The 17438-nt window shown below is 49.3% G+C and carries 19 protein-coding genes; 3 read left to right on the top strand and 16 right to left on the bottom strand.

Annotation, left to right across the window (positions count from 1 at the left end; genetic code table 11):
- Positions 1-12: 12 nt before the first annotated feature.
- From ACXAH4_RS10690 to fadR, 3 genes are all read right to left on the bottom strand, one after another.
- The gene (locus ACXAH4_RS10690; protein ID WP_119501850.1) at positions 13-372 is read right to left on the bottom strand and encodes a phasin-related domain-containing protein; all 360 of its coding nucleotides are present in this window, start codon (positions 370-372) and stop codon (positions 13-15) included.
- A 78-nt stretch (positions 373-450) separates the two neighbouring features.
- On the bottom strand, positions 451-831 hold the full coding sequence (locus ACXAH4_RS10685; RefSeq protein ID WP_119501851.1) for a VOC family protein: 381 nt from the start codon (positions 829-831) through the stop codon (positions 451-453).
- 225 nt (positions 832-1056) lie between these two features.
- Complete coding sequence (fadR, locus tag ACXAH4_RS10680; protein ID WP_474846489.1) at positions 1057-1767, bottom strand: fatty acid metabolism transcriptional regulator FadR; 711 nt, start codon at positions 1765-1767, stop codon at positions 1057-1059.
- Positions 1768-2052: 285 nt separating this feature from the next.
- Here fadR and nhaB point away from each other — a divergent pair, with 285 nt between their 5' ends.
- From nhaB to ACXAH4_RS10665, 3 genes are read left to right on the top strand one after another with little or no spacing between them, the layout of a single operon-like run.
- Positions 2053-3636, top strand: a complete 1584-nt coding sequence (nhaB, locus tag ACXAH4_RS10675; RefSeq protein ID WP_474881833.1) for a sodium/proton antiporter NhaB — start codon at positions 2053-2055, stop codon at positions 3634-3636.
- A gap of 16 nt (positions 3637-3652) precedes the next feature.
- Entirely contained in the window at positions 3653-4174 is a 522-nt protein-coding gene (dsbB, locus tag ACXAH4_RS10670; protein ID WP_119501854.1) for a disulfide bond formation protein DsbB, read from the top strand.
- Positions 4171-4722, top strand: coding sequence for a GNAT family N-acetyltransferase (locus ACXAH4_RS10665; RefSeq protein ID WP_474846494.1), 552 nt, complete (start codon positions 4171-4173; stop codon positions 4720-4722). Before dsbB ends, ACXAH4_RS10665 begins: the two co-directional genes overlap by 4 nt.
- Before the next feature lie 7 nt (positions 4723-4729).
- On the opposite strand, the gene ACXAH4_RS10660 is transcribed toward ACXAH4_RS10665, so the two are convergent.
- The 13 genes from ACXAH4_RS10660 to ACXAH4_RS10600 all read right to left on the bottom strand — a co-directional run bounded on the left by ACXAH4_RS10660 (position 4730) and on the right by ACXAH4_RS10600 (position 17392).
- Positions 4730-5221 (bottom strand): YcgN family cysteine cluster protein, encoded by a 492-nt coding sequence (locus ACXAH4_RS10660; RefSeq protein WP_474881832.1) that lies wholly within the window; start codon positions 5219-5221, stop codon positions 4730-4732.
- The gene (locus ACXAH4_RS10655) at positions 5221-5883 is read right to left on the bottom strand and encodes a fumarylacetoacetate hydrolase family protein (protein WP_474881830.1); all 663 of its coding nucleotides are present in this window, start codon (positions 5881-5883) and stop codon (positions 5221-5223) included. The genes ACXAH4_RS10660 and ACXAH4_RS10655 overlap by 1 nt, the downstream gene beginning before the upstream one ends.
- Position 5884: 1 nt before the next feature.
- Positions 5885-6883 (bottom strand): lytic murein transglycosylase, encoded by a 999-nt coding sequence (locus ACXAH4_RS10650; RefSeq protein ID WP_474881828.1) that lies wholly within the window; start codon positions 6881-6883, stop codon positions 5885-5887.
- On the bottom strand, positions 6883-7179 hold the full coding sequence (locus ACXAH4_RS10645; protein ID WP_303575399.1) for a YcgL domain-containing protein: 297 nt from the start codon (positions 7177-7179) through the stop codon (positions 6883-6885). Before ACXAH4_RS10645 ends, ACXAH4_RS10650 begins: the two co-directional genes overlap by 1 nt.
- 20 nt (positions 7180-7199) lie before the next feature.
- The gene (gene rnd, locus ACXAH4_RS10640; protein ID WP_474881990.1) at positions 7200-8360 is read right to left on the bottom strand and encodes a ribonuclease D; all 1161 of its coding nucleotides are present in this window, start codon (positions 8358-8360) and stop codon (positions 7200-7202) included.
- A gap of 63 nt (positions 8361-8423) precedes the next feature.
- Complete coding sequence (gene fadD / locus ACXAH4_RS10635) at positions 8424-10076, bottom strand: long-chain-fatty-acid--CoA ligase FadD (RefSeq protein WP_474881826.1); 1653 nt, start codon at positions 10074-10076, stop codon at positions 8424-8426.
- Positions 10077-10199: 123 nt separating this feature from the next.
- The gene (locus ACXAH4_RS10630) at positions 10200-11039 is read right to left on the bottom strand and encodes an alpha/beta hydrolase (protein WP_474881824.1); all 840 of its coding nucleotides are present in this window, start codon (positions 11037-11039) and stop codon (positions 10200-10202) included.
- 82 nt (positions 11040-11121) lie between these two features.
- A complete protein-coding gene (locus tag ACXAH4_RS10625; protein WP_232373368.1) occupies positions 11122-11850 on the bottom strand; it encodes a Slp family lipoprotein in 729 nt (242 codons plus the stop codon).
- Positions 11851-11976: 126 nt separating this feature from the next.
- Positions 11977-12282 carry a hypothetical protein gene (locus ACXAH4_RS10620; RefSeq protein ID WP_303575407.1) on the bottom strand — a complete coding sequence of 102 codons (306 nt, stop codon included), beginning with the start codon at positions 12280-12282 and terminating at the stop codon, positions 11977-11979.
- Positions 12283-12420: 138 nt separating this feature from the next.
- Complete coding sequence (gene tsaB / locus ACXAH4_RS10615) at positions 12421-13095, bottom strand: tRNA (adenosine(37)-N6)-threonylcarbamoyltransferase complex dimerization subunit type 1 TsaB (protein WP_474846504.1); 675 nt, start codon at positions 13093-13095, stop codon at positions 12421-12423.
- 11 nt (positions 13096-13106) lie between these two features.
- Entirely contained in the window at positions 13107-15020 is a 1914-nt protein-coding gene (locus ACXAH4_RS10610) for a DNA repair helicase YoaA (RefSeq protein ID WP_303575410.1), read from the bottom strand.
- A gap of 95 nt (positions 15021-15115) precedes the next feature.
- Entirely contained in the window at positions 15116-16423 is a 1308-nt protein-coding gene (locus tag ACXAH4_RS10605) for an alpha-amylase family glycosyl hydrolase (RefSeq protein ID WP_474881822.1), read from the bottom strand.
- Between the two features lie 69 nt (positions 16424-16492).
- A complete protein-coding gene (locus ACXAH4_RS10600; RefSeq protein WP_474881820.1) occupies positions 16493-17392 on the bottom strand; it encodes a sulfite exporter TauE/SafE family protein in 900 nt (299 codons plus the stop codon).
- Positions 17393-17438: the final 46 nt, after the last annotated feature.

Raw genomic sequence — 17438 nt, 5'->3', positions numbered from 1 at the left:
GGCAATCTGACATTATTTATTCGCTGCCAGCTTGGCAACCGCTTCTGTCAATGCGTCAATTTTGGCTGAAAGCTCTTCGATACGATGATCTGTATTATCCGTATCAAGTCCCAGCTTCTGACGTACATCACTTACACGGCTTTCAACATCGTCAGTGGTTTCTTTGAATTTAGTACGGGCGTCATCTTCTAAAGTTTCCCCCTTTTTCACTAATTCATCGAACATTTTAGATGCTTCAGTGCTCAGCTTTTCGTAACGGCCCTGTGCTTCTTCAACACTTTTACCGTAAGCACCCAGACCGGCAAGCCAGACTTTGCGGGCAAAATCTTCAGCATCGTTCAATTTGCTTTTAATGGTATCTGATTTGGTCATTTTCGGATCTCCTAGTGGAATTCGCTTCATCTGACACAACCATAAAATGAAAAGTTAGAAAGCGCATACTAATCCCGTTTATTTTTGGGAATGCAGACCAATCATATTGCCTTCACTATCCTGCAGCAGTGCGACAAAGCCATATTCGCCAATCGGAAATTTTTCCTTAATGACCGTGCCGCCCGCTTTGGGTACGCGGGCACATTCAATGGCACAGTCATCGCAGGAGAAGTAGACCAGTGTGCCCGTACCGCCGGGTGTCATTCCTTCCATACTGACCAGCGCGCCACTGGCTCCGTAAGCCGTCATGTCAGAGCCAAATCCTTTCATGACCAGCGATTCATCCGCAGGTACAGAGATTGTCTCTAACTCACACATAAAAACAGATTCATAGAAGGTTTGTGCCCGGGACATATCACTGACGTAAATTTCAAACCAGCCAACGGGATTGAGGTTCATTGTGTTTCCTTACTGTCTGAGAGGTTGATTCAGGGCCGGCTGACCCGTTTTGAACTCCACCGGCATTGACTTCACCGGCGTGCGGCGACAGCAAGAAAACAACATGACGGGTAAAACGGATCCCAGCATAAAGGAAGTAAAGGCTTTACCGCAAGCCCGGGAGATGCGAAAGGCAAATAGCAAAAAGCCCGGCGGATACCGGGCTTTCAGGATAAAACAGAATGATTAGTCGACGAGATCTTTAGGCATATCTTCGCGGATTTGTGCCCACACTTTACCTGACGCGATACCATACTGACGGATCAGGCCTGGTACACTCTCGTGGTCTCCGGATTTCGCTGCCGCTAACAGTTTACCGTAGAAATCTTTCGCCACATCACGGGCGGATTGCTGGGCAAAAAAGTAACCACCGATGCGGGAATACAATCCGCGGAAGCCGTTCATCATCAGAACAAACACTTTATTGCCGGATGCCAGCGCGAGATCATGGTTTAGCTGATAATCAAAATGCGCAAATTCTTTGCCGTCTTCTTCAATATTCAGATACCGGGCGATAATTTCCGCAGAGTCTTCAGGGTTATTCCGGATTGCCATACGAATAAATACTGCGCTTAAATTCGTACGTGCGGCCAGCAGGTTATCCACCAGCTCGGGAATACCGTCCTGATCGAGACGGGCCAGGGTTTCCAGAATATTCAGACCACAAGTTTCCCAAAAGTTGTTCACTTTTGTGGGTTTACCGTGCTGAATCGTCAACCAGCCGTCTCTGGCGAGTCGTTGTAATACTTCGCGTAACGTGGTGCGTGTTACACCAATAAGCTCGGACAGCTCCCGTTCTGCCGGAAGAATGGTCCCCGGAGGGAAACGACCACTCCAGATAGACTCAACAATATACTCTTCAGCAAAACCTGCCGGGCTCTGGGCTTTATAAATCATAGGTGACTCGCCTGAATCTCTTTTTATTGTCAAACTCATTGTACCAGAGGAATTTTCTTTAACACAATCAATTAATCAGTCATAAAACTGATATAAGTTATACTAACTAAGGCCTGCGGCAGCTTTCTCAAGCTGTTTTTTTCAGGTAGAGTTTGATTATGAGTGTACCAGATGTGATAAAAGCCACTAAAAACCATAACTTGGCTAATGTCCAACATTCGCTGGACAAGATTTACGATAATAATTACATTCACATCGCAACAAGTTGTTAAAGGAAAATTAACTATGCAAACATCGCTACCTATGGCGCTTTATAAGAACTTTCTCGGGCATGCGCCGGACTGGTACAAAAAAACAATTGTAGCGTTCCTTATTCTCAATCCTTTCCTTTTCATGGTAGATCCATACCTCGCGGGTTGGACACTGGTCATCGAGTTTATCTTCACGCTGGCGATGGCACTAAAATGTTATCCTTTGCAACCGGGTGGTCTTTTGCTGATTGAAGCGATGTTCATTGGCATGACCTCGCCCGAACACATGATGCATGAAATTGAAGTGAACCTTGAGGTACTGCTGTTACTGGTCTTCATGGTTGCCGGTATTCACTTCATGAAAGATCTGCTGCTGTTCCTGTTTACCAAGCTGGTCATACGGGTGAGAAACAAGATGATATTATCGCTGTCTTTTATTGCAGCGTCCGCGTTTTTATCTGCTTTCCTTGATGCATTAACGGTTGTTGCGGTCATTATTGCGGTGGGTCTGGGTTTCTACACGATTTACCACAAGGTCGCCTCCGGCAAAGAATTTCATCATGACCATGATCATACAGACGATGACGGTGTGTCGAATCTGGGGCGTGATGATCTGGAGAACTTCCGTGCCTTCCTGCGTAACCTGATGATGCACTCAGCGGTGGGTACTGCGCTGGGTGGCGTGATGACCATGGTAGGTGAACCGCAAAACCTGATTATTGCTGATAAAGCGAGTTGGGACTTCGTAGAGTTCTTTACCCGTATGGCACCGATTACCTTACCCGTATTCGTATGCGGTCTGGCAACTACAATGATTCTGGAAAAAACGAAACTGTTCAGCTACGGTGCCCAGCTACCGGCGGCAGTAAGAGACATTCTCGTATCCTACGACAAACATATGGATGAAGGCCGCACCAACCGCGATAAAGCCCGTCTGGCCGTTCAGGCGTTAATTGGTGTCTGGCTGGTTGTGGGACTTGCGGGTCACTTTGCTTCTGTTGGTCTTATCGGTTTGTCAGTCATTGTTCTGGCAACATCTGCCAGCGGTATTATTGAAGAGCATGCGTTAGGTAAAGCGTTTGAAGAAGCCCTGCCGTTCACAGCATTGCTATGTGTTTTCTTCGGTGTGGTTGCGGTAATTATCGACCAGGGCCTGTTCCAGCCGGTTATCCACTGGGTACTGTCTTTCGAAGGCGAAACCCAGCTGGTGATGTTCTATCTTGCCAACGGTGTGTTGTCGATGGTCAGTGATAACGTGTTTGTAGGCTCTGTGTACATTACGGAAGTGATGGCAGCGCTGCAGGAAGGCCAGATCACCCGTGACCAGTTCGACTTACTGGCTGTTGCTATCAATACAGGTACGAACCTGCCTTCTGTAGCGACACCTAACGGCCAGGCAGCATTTTTATTCCTGTTAACGTCGGCCATTGCCCCGCTGTTGCGCTTATCCTACGGAAAAATGGTAGTGATGGCGCTGCCTTACACCGTGGTACTCACCTTAGTAGGACTGGCAGCCACCTATTTTGGCTTGGCAGATGCCACACAAGCGCTATACGATATGCACCTTATTGAGCACCATTCAGCCACGATGCCAGTATCAGGCGCTGAGCCGCACTAAGGTTTTTATTGCAACAATGAATCTCATTCAATGGATTAGTCGCCAGGCGGAGTATAAACCCGCCTGGCTTCTTTTATTTTTATCTGCCGCAGGACTGTTGTCTGCAGCATTGTATTTTCAGCATGTTAATGGCCTGCAACCCTGTGTCATGTGTATTTATCAGCGTACAGCGGTTATCGGTATTTTGTTGTCCGGTTTACTGGTCGTTATTGTGAATCATGGCCTGACGCGGATGCTGGCTTTCGCCGGCTGGGCGGTTTCCTCGGTATGGGGCTTCATGATCGCCCGTGAACAGTACGATATCATTCACAGTACTTCTCTGTTTGCCAGTTGCGAAATAGTGCCAAACTTCCCTTCATTTATGCCTCTTTACGACTGGTTACCAGCCATATTTGAAGCAAAAGGGGATTGCCTGGATGACGGCTGGCGTGTTGCCGGACTGGGTATGCCTGAGTGGATGATGGTGATCTTCGGGATTTACGCTGCCGTATTCGTTATCGTGTTTGGCTGTCGTTTACTGGACAAGAAACCCTTTTGATTGACTTAAGTACCCTGCCATCGCGGCTTCCTGCTATTGCAACCACAACCAGCCCCATCAGTATTGAACGGGCCGGGCAAAAACATGCCGATATGTTATGCGAAGCGTCCCAGCAATCAGTCAGTCATGTGCGGCCATGGATGGGTACAGATCTGTGCCCTGTCACCCCCGCGCAGGCCCGTCAGTGTCTGACCACCCTGGAAAATCAGCGTGAGCAGGGTTACGGTATCACCTACCTGCTGGTGATGGACAACCGTTGCCTCGGCATGGGACTGATAAACTATATCCACCCTTTGCACCGTAACGCCAACCTGGGTTTCTGGATCCGGCCTGAGGCATGCGGACAGGGTCTGGCTGTTCAGCTGTGTCAGGCTATGAAAAAACTGGCTTTTAATCAGATGGATTTATTTCGTCTGGAGTTGTTTATTGAACCCAATAACAAAGCCAGTTTGCGTGTTGCAGAAAAGTTGGGGGCAGAAAAGGAAGGTTATTGCCGCAAACGTATTTGCGGCAGACATGCATTGCTTTACGCGTTAACGAACGAATAGCCGGACATCAGTCTGCATCGTGCAAAGGCCAGCTGGCGATATAATCTTCAAACGCGTCTAAATCCACATCCGTTTCAAATACCGTTTTCCCTCTCACAGACATACCGGCCTGATGCATTTTGGCTTTCTTGCCTTTATTCAGCAGCGGATGCCAGGACGGCAGCCCGCGACCTTCATGCAACCGCCGGTAGCTGCAACTTGGCGGCATAAAGAAAATATCCTTGAGATTCTCTTTGGTCAGCTTTACACAATCAGGTACCAGCTTTGTGCGCTCTGCATAGCGGGTGCAGCCACAGGTTTTGGTATTCAAAAGCGAACAGGCAATGTTGGTATAGTGAATTTCCTCTCCCTGATTCAGGGTATCCGTTGGTGCGGCTTCTTCAGCATCGTCATCTTCAATGAACTTATGCAGACAACATTTTGCACAACCGTCACACAGTGATTCCCACTCAGCAACGGTCATTTCATCAAGCGTCTTTGTTTCCCAGAACGGTGTCATCACATCACCACATTCGTTTCAACAGACATTAATTCGCCCAGCTCTGCGCGGATCCTGTCACCGGCATTTAGCGGGCCTACGCCTTTTGGCGTTCCGGTGAGAATAATATCGCCGGGTTGCAGGGTGAAGATGTGAGACATTTCTGCGATAAGCTCCGCTACCGGCCGTATCATCATTGCTGTATGGCCCTGCTGACGCACGATATCATTCACAGTCAGGGTGAAATGAATGTCAGTAAGATCTCCGGTTTGCGTCAACGGAGCAAAAGCCGAAACCGGGCAACTGCGATCAAAGGCTTTGGCACGCTCCCAGGGATAGCCCTGCGCTTTGAGTTCACTTTGTACATCACGTAAGGTCAGGTCAAGAGCGAGCCCTGCACCCCAAATAGCAGCCAGCGCGTCATCAGGCGTCGCTTTGCACAGTGACTGACTGAGCAATATTGCCACTTCAAGTTCGTTATGGCATTCGCCTTTGTCTGAAGGGATCACCACCGGTTCAGACAAATGACAAAGTGCCGGAGCCGGCTTCATAAACAACAAGGCTTCATCCGGCACAGTGTTGTTCAGCTCCTGAATATGATCAAGATAGTTGCGGCCGATACACAGGGCACGTGTCACAGGCAAAGGAACAGGCTGGCCCTGAATATTGAGATGTTGATACATGTTATTCCCCTTTGCGGATCCGGTCTGCCAGATAACTGACCGAGACGCCGAAATATGATGAACGGTTCCACTTCATCAGCGTATGAAAATTATTATAGACAAGGTATAAACGGCCATCGATGCCGTCCGGCATGATAAGAGAGGCTTTGATGCCGGCAGCAGGTAAGTCTGTTAAATCAAATTTACGCACGCCCCTTTCCTGCCATACCGTTAACGGCACGAAATCATCTTTTGCAAAGCCTGCATGTGCACCGTCATAACCATCAACGAACTTCACCTGGCGGCCCCAGGTGTAGTCATCATTCCACCCCTCGCTGGACAGAAAGTTAGCGATAGAGGCAAACACATCTGCCGGCGTGGTCCAGATGTCTTTTCTGCCGTCACCATCATAATCCACGGCATAATTTAAAAAAGAAACGGGCATAAACTGACTCTGGCCCATCGCACCGGCCCAGGAACCTTTCAGCGCTTCAATATCAATATGACCATCACGGATGATATCCAGTGCAGCATAGAACTGCTTTTTGAACATCGCTTCACGACGCCCTTCATAGGCTAAAGACAGCACTGCAGAGAACACCGGATAGTTGCCCTGGATTTTACCGAAGTTAGACTCATTACCCCATAAAGCGACAATAAAGCGGGGCTGAACACCATATTTGCTGCCGATTCCATCCAGCAGAGACTGATGCTCACGATACAGGGTAATTGCCTGCCTGACCTTCCAGTCCGGCACGCGGGTCGCCAGATAATCATCCAGCGTGATTTTTTTCTCCGGCTGATTTTTATCTGCCTTTACTACGGTGGGACGAAATGTGGCAGTATCCAGCGCTTTGTCCACCAGTTCTGCCGTATAGCCTTTTTCCACTGCTTCCTGCTTCAGAGACTGTAACCAGACTTTAAATCCTGCTTCGTTTTTTTCTTCTGCTGAAACCGGCAAAGCCAGCATTAAAAAAACGGTGAGCAATACAACAGGGCTGACTGAAAACAATGCCTTCATCACCGTTTTTCATCCACATGGGGCGTCAGACCAAGCTCTGTGCGGTGAGCAGCCAGCATGTCTTCCGCTTTTGGCGGCATTTGCAGATAAAAGCCTTTTTCTTTCAGCGCTACTTCCAGATCAGCTTTGCTGACACCGGCAAGCTGAGGCCGTTTATCCAGGGAAATCAACATCACCAGTTCCGGCGTGCCAAATTTCTCCATCAGTATTTCCGGTACATCACCGAAAGCATTTTTGCCGGGCACGTATAAATACATGCCTTCTTTCCGGCGGGTTTTATAAATTGCACAAAGCATATTCAGTCCTGCATTATTGCTTAACGGGTGAAAGCCAGCGGCCCTAATAATGAGGCCAGCCCCTTTTCCAGCAGAGGACGGCGCCAGCCACTCAGCAGATCAGGCAGAAGCCCCTGCACGCGGGTTTCATCCAGTTCAAACCATTGCCATTTTAACAGCTGATTGATTTGTTTTTTAGAGGCCACAACTTCCTCTGACACGCCCTGCTCTGCAGCAACCATTGCACACAGGCGCTTAATAGCCGCCAGATGCTTTTTATATTCGGGATAGTCAATCAGCCGGTGCATACGGGGTAATTGTTTGTCTGCGGGGGTATCTTCATAAAGGGATTTTGCTTCAGCCACCAGGGTGGTAAGCGTTTCACCGTAACGACGGAGAGTTTGTGGCTGCAATCCCTCGATACGACTCAGCGCAGTGCGGCTTAACGGCATTTTTACTGCCATATCGAACAGCTGACTTTCTCTGACCACAAAGTTGAGGGCCAGATTTTTTTCACGGGCAACCTTAAGCCGCCAGCCTGCAAGATGGCGAAACACGGTAAGCTGTTCAGGATTAAGCCGCCAGGTATTTTTCAGCACAAGGTAAGCCTGCTCCAGAGGAATTTGTGCGGCCTTCTTTTCTCCCAGTGCAGCAATTTCCTGCGTTACCCAATCAAATTTACCGGCATCTTCGATTTGTTCTTTCAGTTGTAAGTACACAGGTAAAAGATACAGTACATCATTGGCGGCATACACCAGCTGACTTTCCCGTAGCGGTCTGGCCAGCCAGTCAGTGCGGGACTCCCCTTTATCCAGCACCACGTCACTCATCAGTTCCACCAGCCGTGCATAACCCAGGGTCGCGCCCATGCCGAGCACACTTGCTGCAAATTGAGTATCGAATACCGGCGCAGGTATTACACCGAATGCTGCAAGAAATGTTTCCAGATCTTCTGAGCAGGAATGCAGCACTTTGATCACATCCGGATTCGTCATTAATGCCACAAACGGGCTTAAATCATTAATCGCCAGCGGATCGATAAGTGCCAGTTGCTCACCGTCGAACAACTGCAATAGTCCCAGCTGCGGCGTCAGGGTACGGGTACGTACGAATTCAGTATCAATGGCAACTGCTTCAGCGGCAGAGGCCTTCTCACAGACAGCTTTCAGCGCAATTTCGTCGGTTATTAAGGTATATTTCATCATAAAAAAACAGCCGGCAATGATGCCGGCTGTCCCAATTAGTTGCGTAAAGTCACGGTGAACTCAGTCCCTCAGTTCTCTACGCAGAATTTTGCCTACATTGGTTTTTGGCAGTTCGTCTTTAAAGACAACGTGTTTCGGCACTTTATAGCCGGTGAGGTGCTTACGACAATGTGCAATAACCGTTTCAGCGGTCAGGCTCTTGTCCTTAGCAACTACAAATAACTTCACGACTTCACCACTGACTTCGTGAGGCACACCGATAGCAGCCGCTTCCACCACATCATCATGCATGGCAGCCACTTCTTCAATCTCATTCGGGAACACATTGAAGCCGGAGACCAGGATCATATCTTTTTTACGGTCAACAATATAGAAGTAACCTTCATTGTCTGACTTCGCAATATCGCCAGTTGCCAGCCAGCCATCTTTAAGAATTTCTTCTGTAGCTTCGGGACGGTTCAGATACCCCTTCATGACCTGCGGCCCTTTCACCCACATTTCACCGGCTTCACCTAAGGGCACATCATTGCCGTTATCATCCAGCAGACGGATTTCTGTGGAAGGTACCGGCATACCGATAGCACCTTTGTAAGCCTTAATGGTAGGAGAATTAACCGCTACCACCGGCGAACACTCAGTCAGGCCGTAACCCTCAAGCAGTACCGTGCCGGTGACTTTTTGCCAGCGTTCAGCCACAGGGCGCTGCACGGCCATACCGCCGCCCAGACCGAACTTAAATCCGGAGAAATCAAGTTCGCTGAATCCCGGCGTATTAAGCAGACCGTTAAACAGGGTGTTCACCCCGGGCAAAATGGCAAATTTGTGTTTCGACAGCTCTTTCACAAAACCCGGCATGTCTCTCGGGTTGGTAATAAGCAGGTTCGGACAACCAAATTTAAGGAACAACAGGCAGTTCGCCAGTAATGCAAAGATGTGATAAAGCGGTAACGCAGTGACAACGACATCTTCACCGGGCTCAATGACGATTTCGAGAATACCCGATACCTGTTCCAGGTTTGCAATCATATTACGGTGTGTCAGCATCGCACCTTTCGATACGCCTGTTGTACCGCCGGTATATTGTAAAAATGCCAGATCGTCCCCTGTTATCTCAGGACGCTGATAAGTGTGATTGGCGCCGGCTTTCACTGCTGACATGAACGACTCAGCTTGTGGCAGAGAAAACTCCGGCACCATCTTTTTCACGTGCTTCACCGCCAGGTTTACTATCCAGCGCTTAGGAGCCGGTAACATATCCCCTAACGCCGTGCGCAGTACTTTTTTCACCGGTGTATCAGCAATCACACTTTCCAGCGTGGCGGCAAAGTTATCGACAATAACAATGGCTTTGGCATTGGCATCGTTTAACTGGTGCTTTAATTCGCGGGCGGTATAGAGCGGGTTCACGTTAATGACGGTGAGTCCGGCCCGTAATACGCCGAACATAGCAACAGGGTATTGCAACAAATTTGGCATCATGATGGCGACAGCATCGCCACGCTTTAAACCACTATTTTGCAGATAAGCCGCAAACTGAGCAGACAACACGTCCAGCTCATTGAAAGTCATGCTGTGACCCATATTCATGTAAGCGGTTTTATCGCCCCAGGTCGTCACAGACTGTTCAAAAATATCTACGATAGAGGCATAACGATCAGGGTTAATTTCTGCCGAAACACTTGGGTCGTAATGCTCAAGCCAAATTTTTTCCACACACCCTCCGGTAACTTTTATTTTTATATTTGCAAAAAAGCACAAACTTTAACCAATATTTCACAACTGGTCTGATTTCTTCCGTATATTATAGGATGATAAAGAAAAGATAAACGCCACTATTTACAATTGCTCAACAAATTGACGAATTTCGCAGCCAATTTCGTCTGTTTTTTCCATATGAATGTGGTGGCCGCCTGTAAAAGTTTTACACTGACTGTAACTAAACCAGTTGTGCCTTTTCGCATAAACCTGCTCAACCTTTTTAAAGCTGCTGTCCGCTGCCAGAAACAATACCGGACATTCTATGCTTCGCATAAATGCCTCTGCCTGAGACTCAGTCAGCCGCAGGGTAGATTTTGTGCGCACGCGGGGGTCGCTCGCCCAGAAAAAATGGCCGGATGCATCCTGCGTCAGATTGCGGGAAAGAATTGCCCGGGCATGTTCAGGCCGGATATCAGCAACAGCGCAACGGGCTTTCACCGCAGCATCCAAATCCACGATATTCAATTTGTTTCGCCGCTTTTTATCACGACTGATGACAGACTCCCTGACCTGTTCAGCGCTTGTTTGCGGATCCAGAGTAAGCGGTCCGCAGGCATCTATGGATACCACAGCTTTCACCTGTTCAGGAAACACAGCGGCATAGAGTGTCGCAAGGATACCACCCAGTGAGTGGCCCAGCAGGATCACATTTTCAAACTGATTCTCTTTGATGAGCGCGTATAAATCCTGCAGGAAATCAAACTGGTGGTAATGGGCACCGGCCGGCCGGTGGGCTGACTGACCGTGTCCCGGTAAATCCAGTGCAATGAAGCGGCAGGATTGCAGATATGGCGCCAGCGGCGCCAGTGATACAGCATTATCGAGATAGCCGTGCAAACCGATAACAACAGTTCCGGCTCCCTGATTGTCCAGTGCAGCCAGTTTGAGTTCACCGGCCTGAAATTCAGTTTCTAACATGTTTACGCCCTCCGGATGCGGCAAAAATAAGAAAAAAGCGGCAATGAATTGCCGCTTTATAAGGAATAAACCTGCCGCCGGATTACTTCAGATTTTGTCTTGCGCCGCCATTAGCCGGCGTGGAAGTTCTGGTAACCGGTCTGCTTACGCTGCTGCGGGTCGATGTTGAAGGCCGGCTGATCGTCCCCTTGTTGCCACTGCGGGTAACGGAAACCCGTACCGGCGAGACATTGGGATAAGCACTTCTGTAATACCCGCGGGAGAAACCGACGCCGAACGTATAGGGCGAATAATACGGACGGTAAAACGAATAGTAGAACGGTGAGTACCAGCCCATACGATAATCAAAGAACATGGGGTGTACGTAGTTCAGCGAGTCCTGACGCCACATATGGAAATTTTCACCCTTGATACGCGGATACATGTAAGGCTGTTCGCCGACCATGCCGGCAACAGGACGTTCCACAGCACCGATGAAAGTGACGGAGCGGCCTTCTTCGAAATTAATCGGATCAACAAAACCATCAAGTTCCACTTTGAAGCGGCCAATGGTTTCTTCAAACGTATTCGGACGCCCGTAGTGATTCAGAGGAAAATTGACCACTTCAACCCAGGTCTTGTTTTCCTTGTTCTCCACGCCAACGATCACACCGCCCCAACGGGCCATTTTGCCCTTCACGCCGTCACCGCCGGTAACAGCTTTGTTGTAGGAGACCAGATTGGTGTCGTCCGGTACGCGGATATCTTCAGGAATAATGGTACAACCGGTTGCTAAGACTACCGCCACCAGCAGAAAAATTTTACGCAACATAAACGCCCCGGAATGCTAAAAGATAAACTTTATTAATTATGACGTTGCAAACTGAATGCAACCTGAACAATGGCCTGAAAAACGAAACTAATCGGGGTGAGCAGACCAGATTCAAGAATAAGGAGGTCAGGCGTAAATGTCTACACCGAGGAGCTGACGGATAGAATCCCGCTGCGCTTCCCGTTCAAGGCTCTGGTAGGCAGCAGTGGCCTGCTGACCTTTGCCTTCCGGCTGGTCGTAACCGGTTTGCTGCTGAAATTTCTTTGCAGAGTTCAGTACATCATCAGACTGGCTGCTGCGCACCGGTTCAGGTACAACGATACCTTCAACACTTTGAACAGGTTCTTTCTGTCTGGCATCCACTTTCTCAGGCTGCTCCCGGCGGGGCGCCTGATCAGGTCTGATAATACTGAAGCCGGACTGAATTTCCACGCTGTATGAGTTCCTGTTTTTGTGATTGACGGTTAGCTGATACTGGGTTTAAGTAAGCTGTAAGCAACGCTGAGTGGCGTTTACTGAATATTTAAGCTTATTTTAGCCCGAATACAATGTCACGCAAAAAACGCACCACTATTCCCTGCCGGGAAGCTTTTTCCACGTCACTTTATCCCGCAGATAAACAGGTTCAATGTTATCCACACTGGTAGCCATGCCTCCGGCAAACATCCCTTCGCCGGGTTTCAGCATGTGCAATGCGTCGGGATAGAGTACTTTCGGTGGCTTATCACCAAACTGCTTAAGTTCATCATAGGCCATCCAGCCGGTACCGGCACGGGCAAAATCTCCGGAGAGCAGCGTTGCAGCGTGTTCAGGCGGGCATACCTGTTCTTCACCGTTTAACTCCGCCTGACCGTTTACATTTGTAAATTGTGCAAAGTACACTTCACCCATGCGCGCATCAATGGCGCAGGCGATACGGCCGGCACCCTGCGTATCAATTACCTGCTGTGCCATCGCGGTAAGGGTGCTGACACCTGCGACTTCCAGGCCCGTGCCCAGAGCCAGTCCCTGAATCATGCCGGTGGCAATGCGAACGCCGGTGAAACTGCCGGGCCCGCGACCGTAAACCAGCCCGCCGGTCTCTTTTAAGCTCACACCGGCTTCTTTCATTACCTCATCAACCATAGGTAACAATCGCTGACTATGTTGCTGCGGACAAATTTCGAAACGGTGAAAAATACCGTTTTCGGTTTTCACCGCAACAGAGCAGGCTTCAGTAGCGGTATCAATGGCTAGTAAAATCATAAAACTCCGGGCTATTTAATCGCTTGCAGAAACGATTCAACTTTGTCCAGCGAACGTGTTCTCTGCATATCAGGTAAACTTGATACAAATGTTTGTGCATAGGGTTTGGTCACCAGACGGTTATCACAAATAACCAGTACGCCTTTGTCGGTGGGATCACGGATAAGCCGTCCCGCCCCCTGCTTTAACGTGATGACTGCCTGCGGGATCTGAATTGCAGCGAAAGGATTCGCTCCGCGCTTTTTCACATCTTCCATGCGCGCCTGTAACAGCGGATCATCCGGTGAAGCAAATGGCAGTTTATCAATCATCACGCATATAAGGTCATTACCGCGAACATCAACCCCTTCCCAGAACGCACCGGTCCCGAGCAACACCGCACTTTCATCTGCCAGATAAGCATCCAGCAGTGCCTGCTTTGTCGTCGTTCCCTGCACCAGCAGCTTGTTAGGTACCTCAAACTCCAGCCTTTTGGCGATTTCACGGAGCATGGCGTGGCTGGTGAAAAGCAAGAAACAGCGGCCTTTACTGGCCTTAATCAAACGTTTTGCCGTTTCGAACAACGTGTCTTTCATGGCAAAGCTGTTCGGCTCCGGCAGGAACCTCGGCACACAGAGCATTGCCTGGTCTTTGTAGTTAAACGGACTTTCCAGTTCCAGAGTTTTGGCATCGTCCAGTCCCATCCGTTTCTGGAAATGGGTAAAGCCGCCATCGACAGTCAGGGTTGCAGACGTGAAAACCCATCCCCTTGGCACGGCATTGATAAACCGGCGGAACTTAGCAGCAATGGATAATGGCGTGAGATGCAGGATAAGGTGTCTTTGCGTGGTTTCATACCACAAGCTCACACCCTGCTGTTCAGCATCACATAACGCGTCAAGCTGTTCCCTTGTCTGCACTACCCGTTCGTAAATATTATCCAGATCTTTATCTCTGCCAAGGTGCAGTTTGATAACTTCATGAAGCACGCCGATGCCGTCTTTTAATCTGGCGACCTGAGTTTGTATGTCATCTCTGTCCAGCGCTTCGGCCCAGTTGCCTCTTTCAGGATTTTCCGGAAACAGCAGGCGCAAATCGGCTGATGCAATCCGGCATTTTTCTGCGGCTTTATCCAACTGTTCTGCGTCTTTGAGCACTGTGCGGTAGAGCACGTTAATATCTTTTGCCAGTTCCTGTAACTGACGGCTGGACAAAGATTCACCAAAGTAATCGCTGGCGATATCGGGGATTTGGTGAGCCTCATCGAATATGATGGCATCCGCTTCAGGGATGAGTTCACCGAAGCCTGTGTCCTTAAGCGCCATGTCAGCAAAAAAAAGGTGATGATTGACCACAATGATATCGGCCTCCAACGCTTTGCGGCGGGCTTTTACCAGATAACATTCTTCATATTCGGGACAATCACGTCCCAGGCAGTTGTCTACTGTTGAGGTGATCAACGGCAGTACTTTGGCATCTTCCGGCAACGTTTTCAGTTCGCCGGTATCACCGGTTTTGGTGGTCTCGGCCCAGCTTCTCACCGTTGATAGCTGACCAAGTACTTCTTTTTCCACCAGCGTGGAATTACCACCATGCTGACCCATGCGGTGCAGACACAAATAATTCGAACGGCCCTTTAATAGCGCTGTTTTTCTGCGGGAGCCCAGCGCTTTTTTAACCACCGGCAAATCACGGTGGTAAAGCTGCTCCTGCAGATTTTTCGTTCCGGTAGAAATGATTGCTTTACCTTCAGCCAGCAATGCCGGACCGAGATAAGCGAAAGTTTTGCCTGTTCCTGTGCCGGCTTCAACAATCAGCGAATGCTGATTGTCCAGCGCTGACTTCACAGCCAGCGCCATGTCCGTCTGGGCGGCGCGGGGAGAAAACCCCGGAATGGCCTTAGCCAGCAATCCGTCAGCAGTAAACAGGGAAGATACAGAAGGCATAAACAAACACTAAAAATTCAAAGCGCGTAGTATGCCAGAATTATCAGCTAAATGGGGCAGGAATTCACTGACCGGCCGGCCAGTTTAATTCATGTTCATATCGCCTCGTAAACACGATAGGCCCAGGGGGCCAAAATAGGCGGCTGTGCAGCATCAAGCACGATGTCCTGACGGTTCAGCACGTCACGGTACTGACCGTTATACAGACCGGCATCAAAGGTGGGAGAAACGGTATCAGGGGATAAGTTAAGCAACACCAGAATTTTCTCCTTTCCCTGCATGCGCACGTAACTGAAAACCCGCTTCAGATCATTGCTGTTCACCTGCAACATGGTTGCACCGGCTTTTCCGTTCCACAATGCCTTCACGCGCTTTTTCAAACTAATCAGTTCACGGTAAAGATCGCCGATGGCATGGTCCTGCCAGTCGATGGGATCCCGTTCAAAAAAGGCCAGACGTTTGTTTTCACCCGCTTCCTGACCATTGTGAATAAGCGGCAAACCTTCGCCGGTGACAGACAACACAATAGCAGCCTCCAGAGCCTGTCCGAATTGTTCATGCTGCGTGCCATCCCAGGCATTTTTGTCATGATTGCTGACGAATGTCATCCGGTAGGCTGACTCCGGCCAACTGCGCTCGTTCCAGGAATAGTATTTTCTCAACCTGTCCAGCGGTGCCCTGCCCTGAGCAATATCGTGCATAGCCTCGTTCCAGCTCCAGGCATAGGTCATATTAAATGCCTGTTCGTGAAGGTCGCGGTTCTCCCATTCAGCCAGCATGAAAACCGGTTTAATAGCATCCAGCGCGGCTCTGGCCTGAGCCCAGAAATCATTGGGTACGTAACCGGCAACATCGCAGCGAAAACCGTCAATATCAAACCGTTCTACCCAGTAACACATTGCCTCAGTCATGTAACGGCGCAACGCCGGCACACTGTAATCAAACTCAATAATATCGTCCCAGTCCCACCACGGTGACGGTCTGAAATTACCCTGATAATCTTTTGCATACCAGTCAGGATGGGACACGGTGAGGGGATTATCCCAGGCACTGTGATTAGGGATCCAGTCGAGAATCACCTTCATATCAAGCCGGTGAATTTCACTGACAAGTGCGGCGAAACTGTTCTCGTCTCCGAACTCGGGATTAATGGCAAAGTAATCTTTTACAGAATAGGGACTGCCCAGTGACCCCTTGCGGTTTTTGATACCGATGGGCTGTACCGGCATGAGATAAATGATGTCTGCGCCCAGCGCTTTGATATGCTCAAGACCTTTAATTACGCCCTGAAAATTTCCTTCAGCACTGAACTGGCGGGTATTGACCTGATAGATGACCGCGTTTTCAGACCACGCAGGTTGCGCAACCTGATAGCGGTTTTGCGGTAAAAAATCTGCAGCCATAATGTTCTCCGGGCGTTAAAAATCAATCTCATAGCATTGATACGTCATTCCCGATGAAAAGTTTTCCGTTCAGAATACCGGCAATCCGCTGATCCCCAGCAGTAATACCCATAAACCGAAAAACAATTTTAATTTCTGTACGGAAAATGCCAGCACAACATATTTCGCCAGTCTGCCGCCAATGATTGCACCTGCTCCGGCAAACAATACCACCGGCCAGACAATGGCTAAGGATTCAGTGACATGGTAAATCACCCCGCCCCATACTGAAAACGCAGTCAGCATCACAGCGACAGCAATTGCCATGGTAACGTGAAAGCCTCTCAGAATAAGAAATACAGCAACAAGCTCACCGACGCCGACAGACAACCATGCGGTTACAGCTCCGCCAACAAACGCCACCACGGGCAACAGCGCAGTTTCAGCCATGGAGAGGCTACTTCTGAACCGGGTTTTCTTTAATAACGGGATACTGGCAAAAATGACCAGAGCCAGAAAAATAGAGAAAATACCGAAGCCCAGGTGCAAATCATTCACGTTACCCTGAATGAAAGACAACAACGGAATGCTGCCGGCAGCAAACTGTGCCATCAGGATACCGCACACCGAAGCCGGCACTGTAAGTGCCACCACCTGCGGTAACATTTGCCAGTGTTCGTTGTGCTTTTCTTTGTTTCGAAAAAACGCCCACCAGCTCAATGCACCGGCCGTCATACCGCAGCACTGAATGGCAAAACTGGTTGCCACAATGTTCTGAGGGGAAAAATCAAGATGGTGGAACACCGGCACAAAAACAACGCCGCCACCGGCCCCGGTTGCGTTCGCAAACACAGCACCGATAACGCCGAGTAACGCAAAAGCACCATTTTCTGCCACGATGCCAGCCGGATCCGGTTGTATAAACAATACAATAAACCAGAGGATGATCAGCGCTGAGGGAACGGAAAACTGACGGATGATACTTAACACAGACAGACTACTTATCCAGAAATTACACCGCGATGGCTTTCGCAGG

This window comes from Alteromonas sp. ABV2_168 (assembly GCF_056161165.1).
The sequence above is the reverse complement of the archived record's forward strand: the minus strand, read 5'-3'. Positions and strand labels throughout refer to the sequence as shown.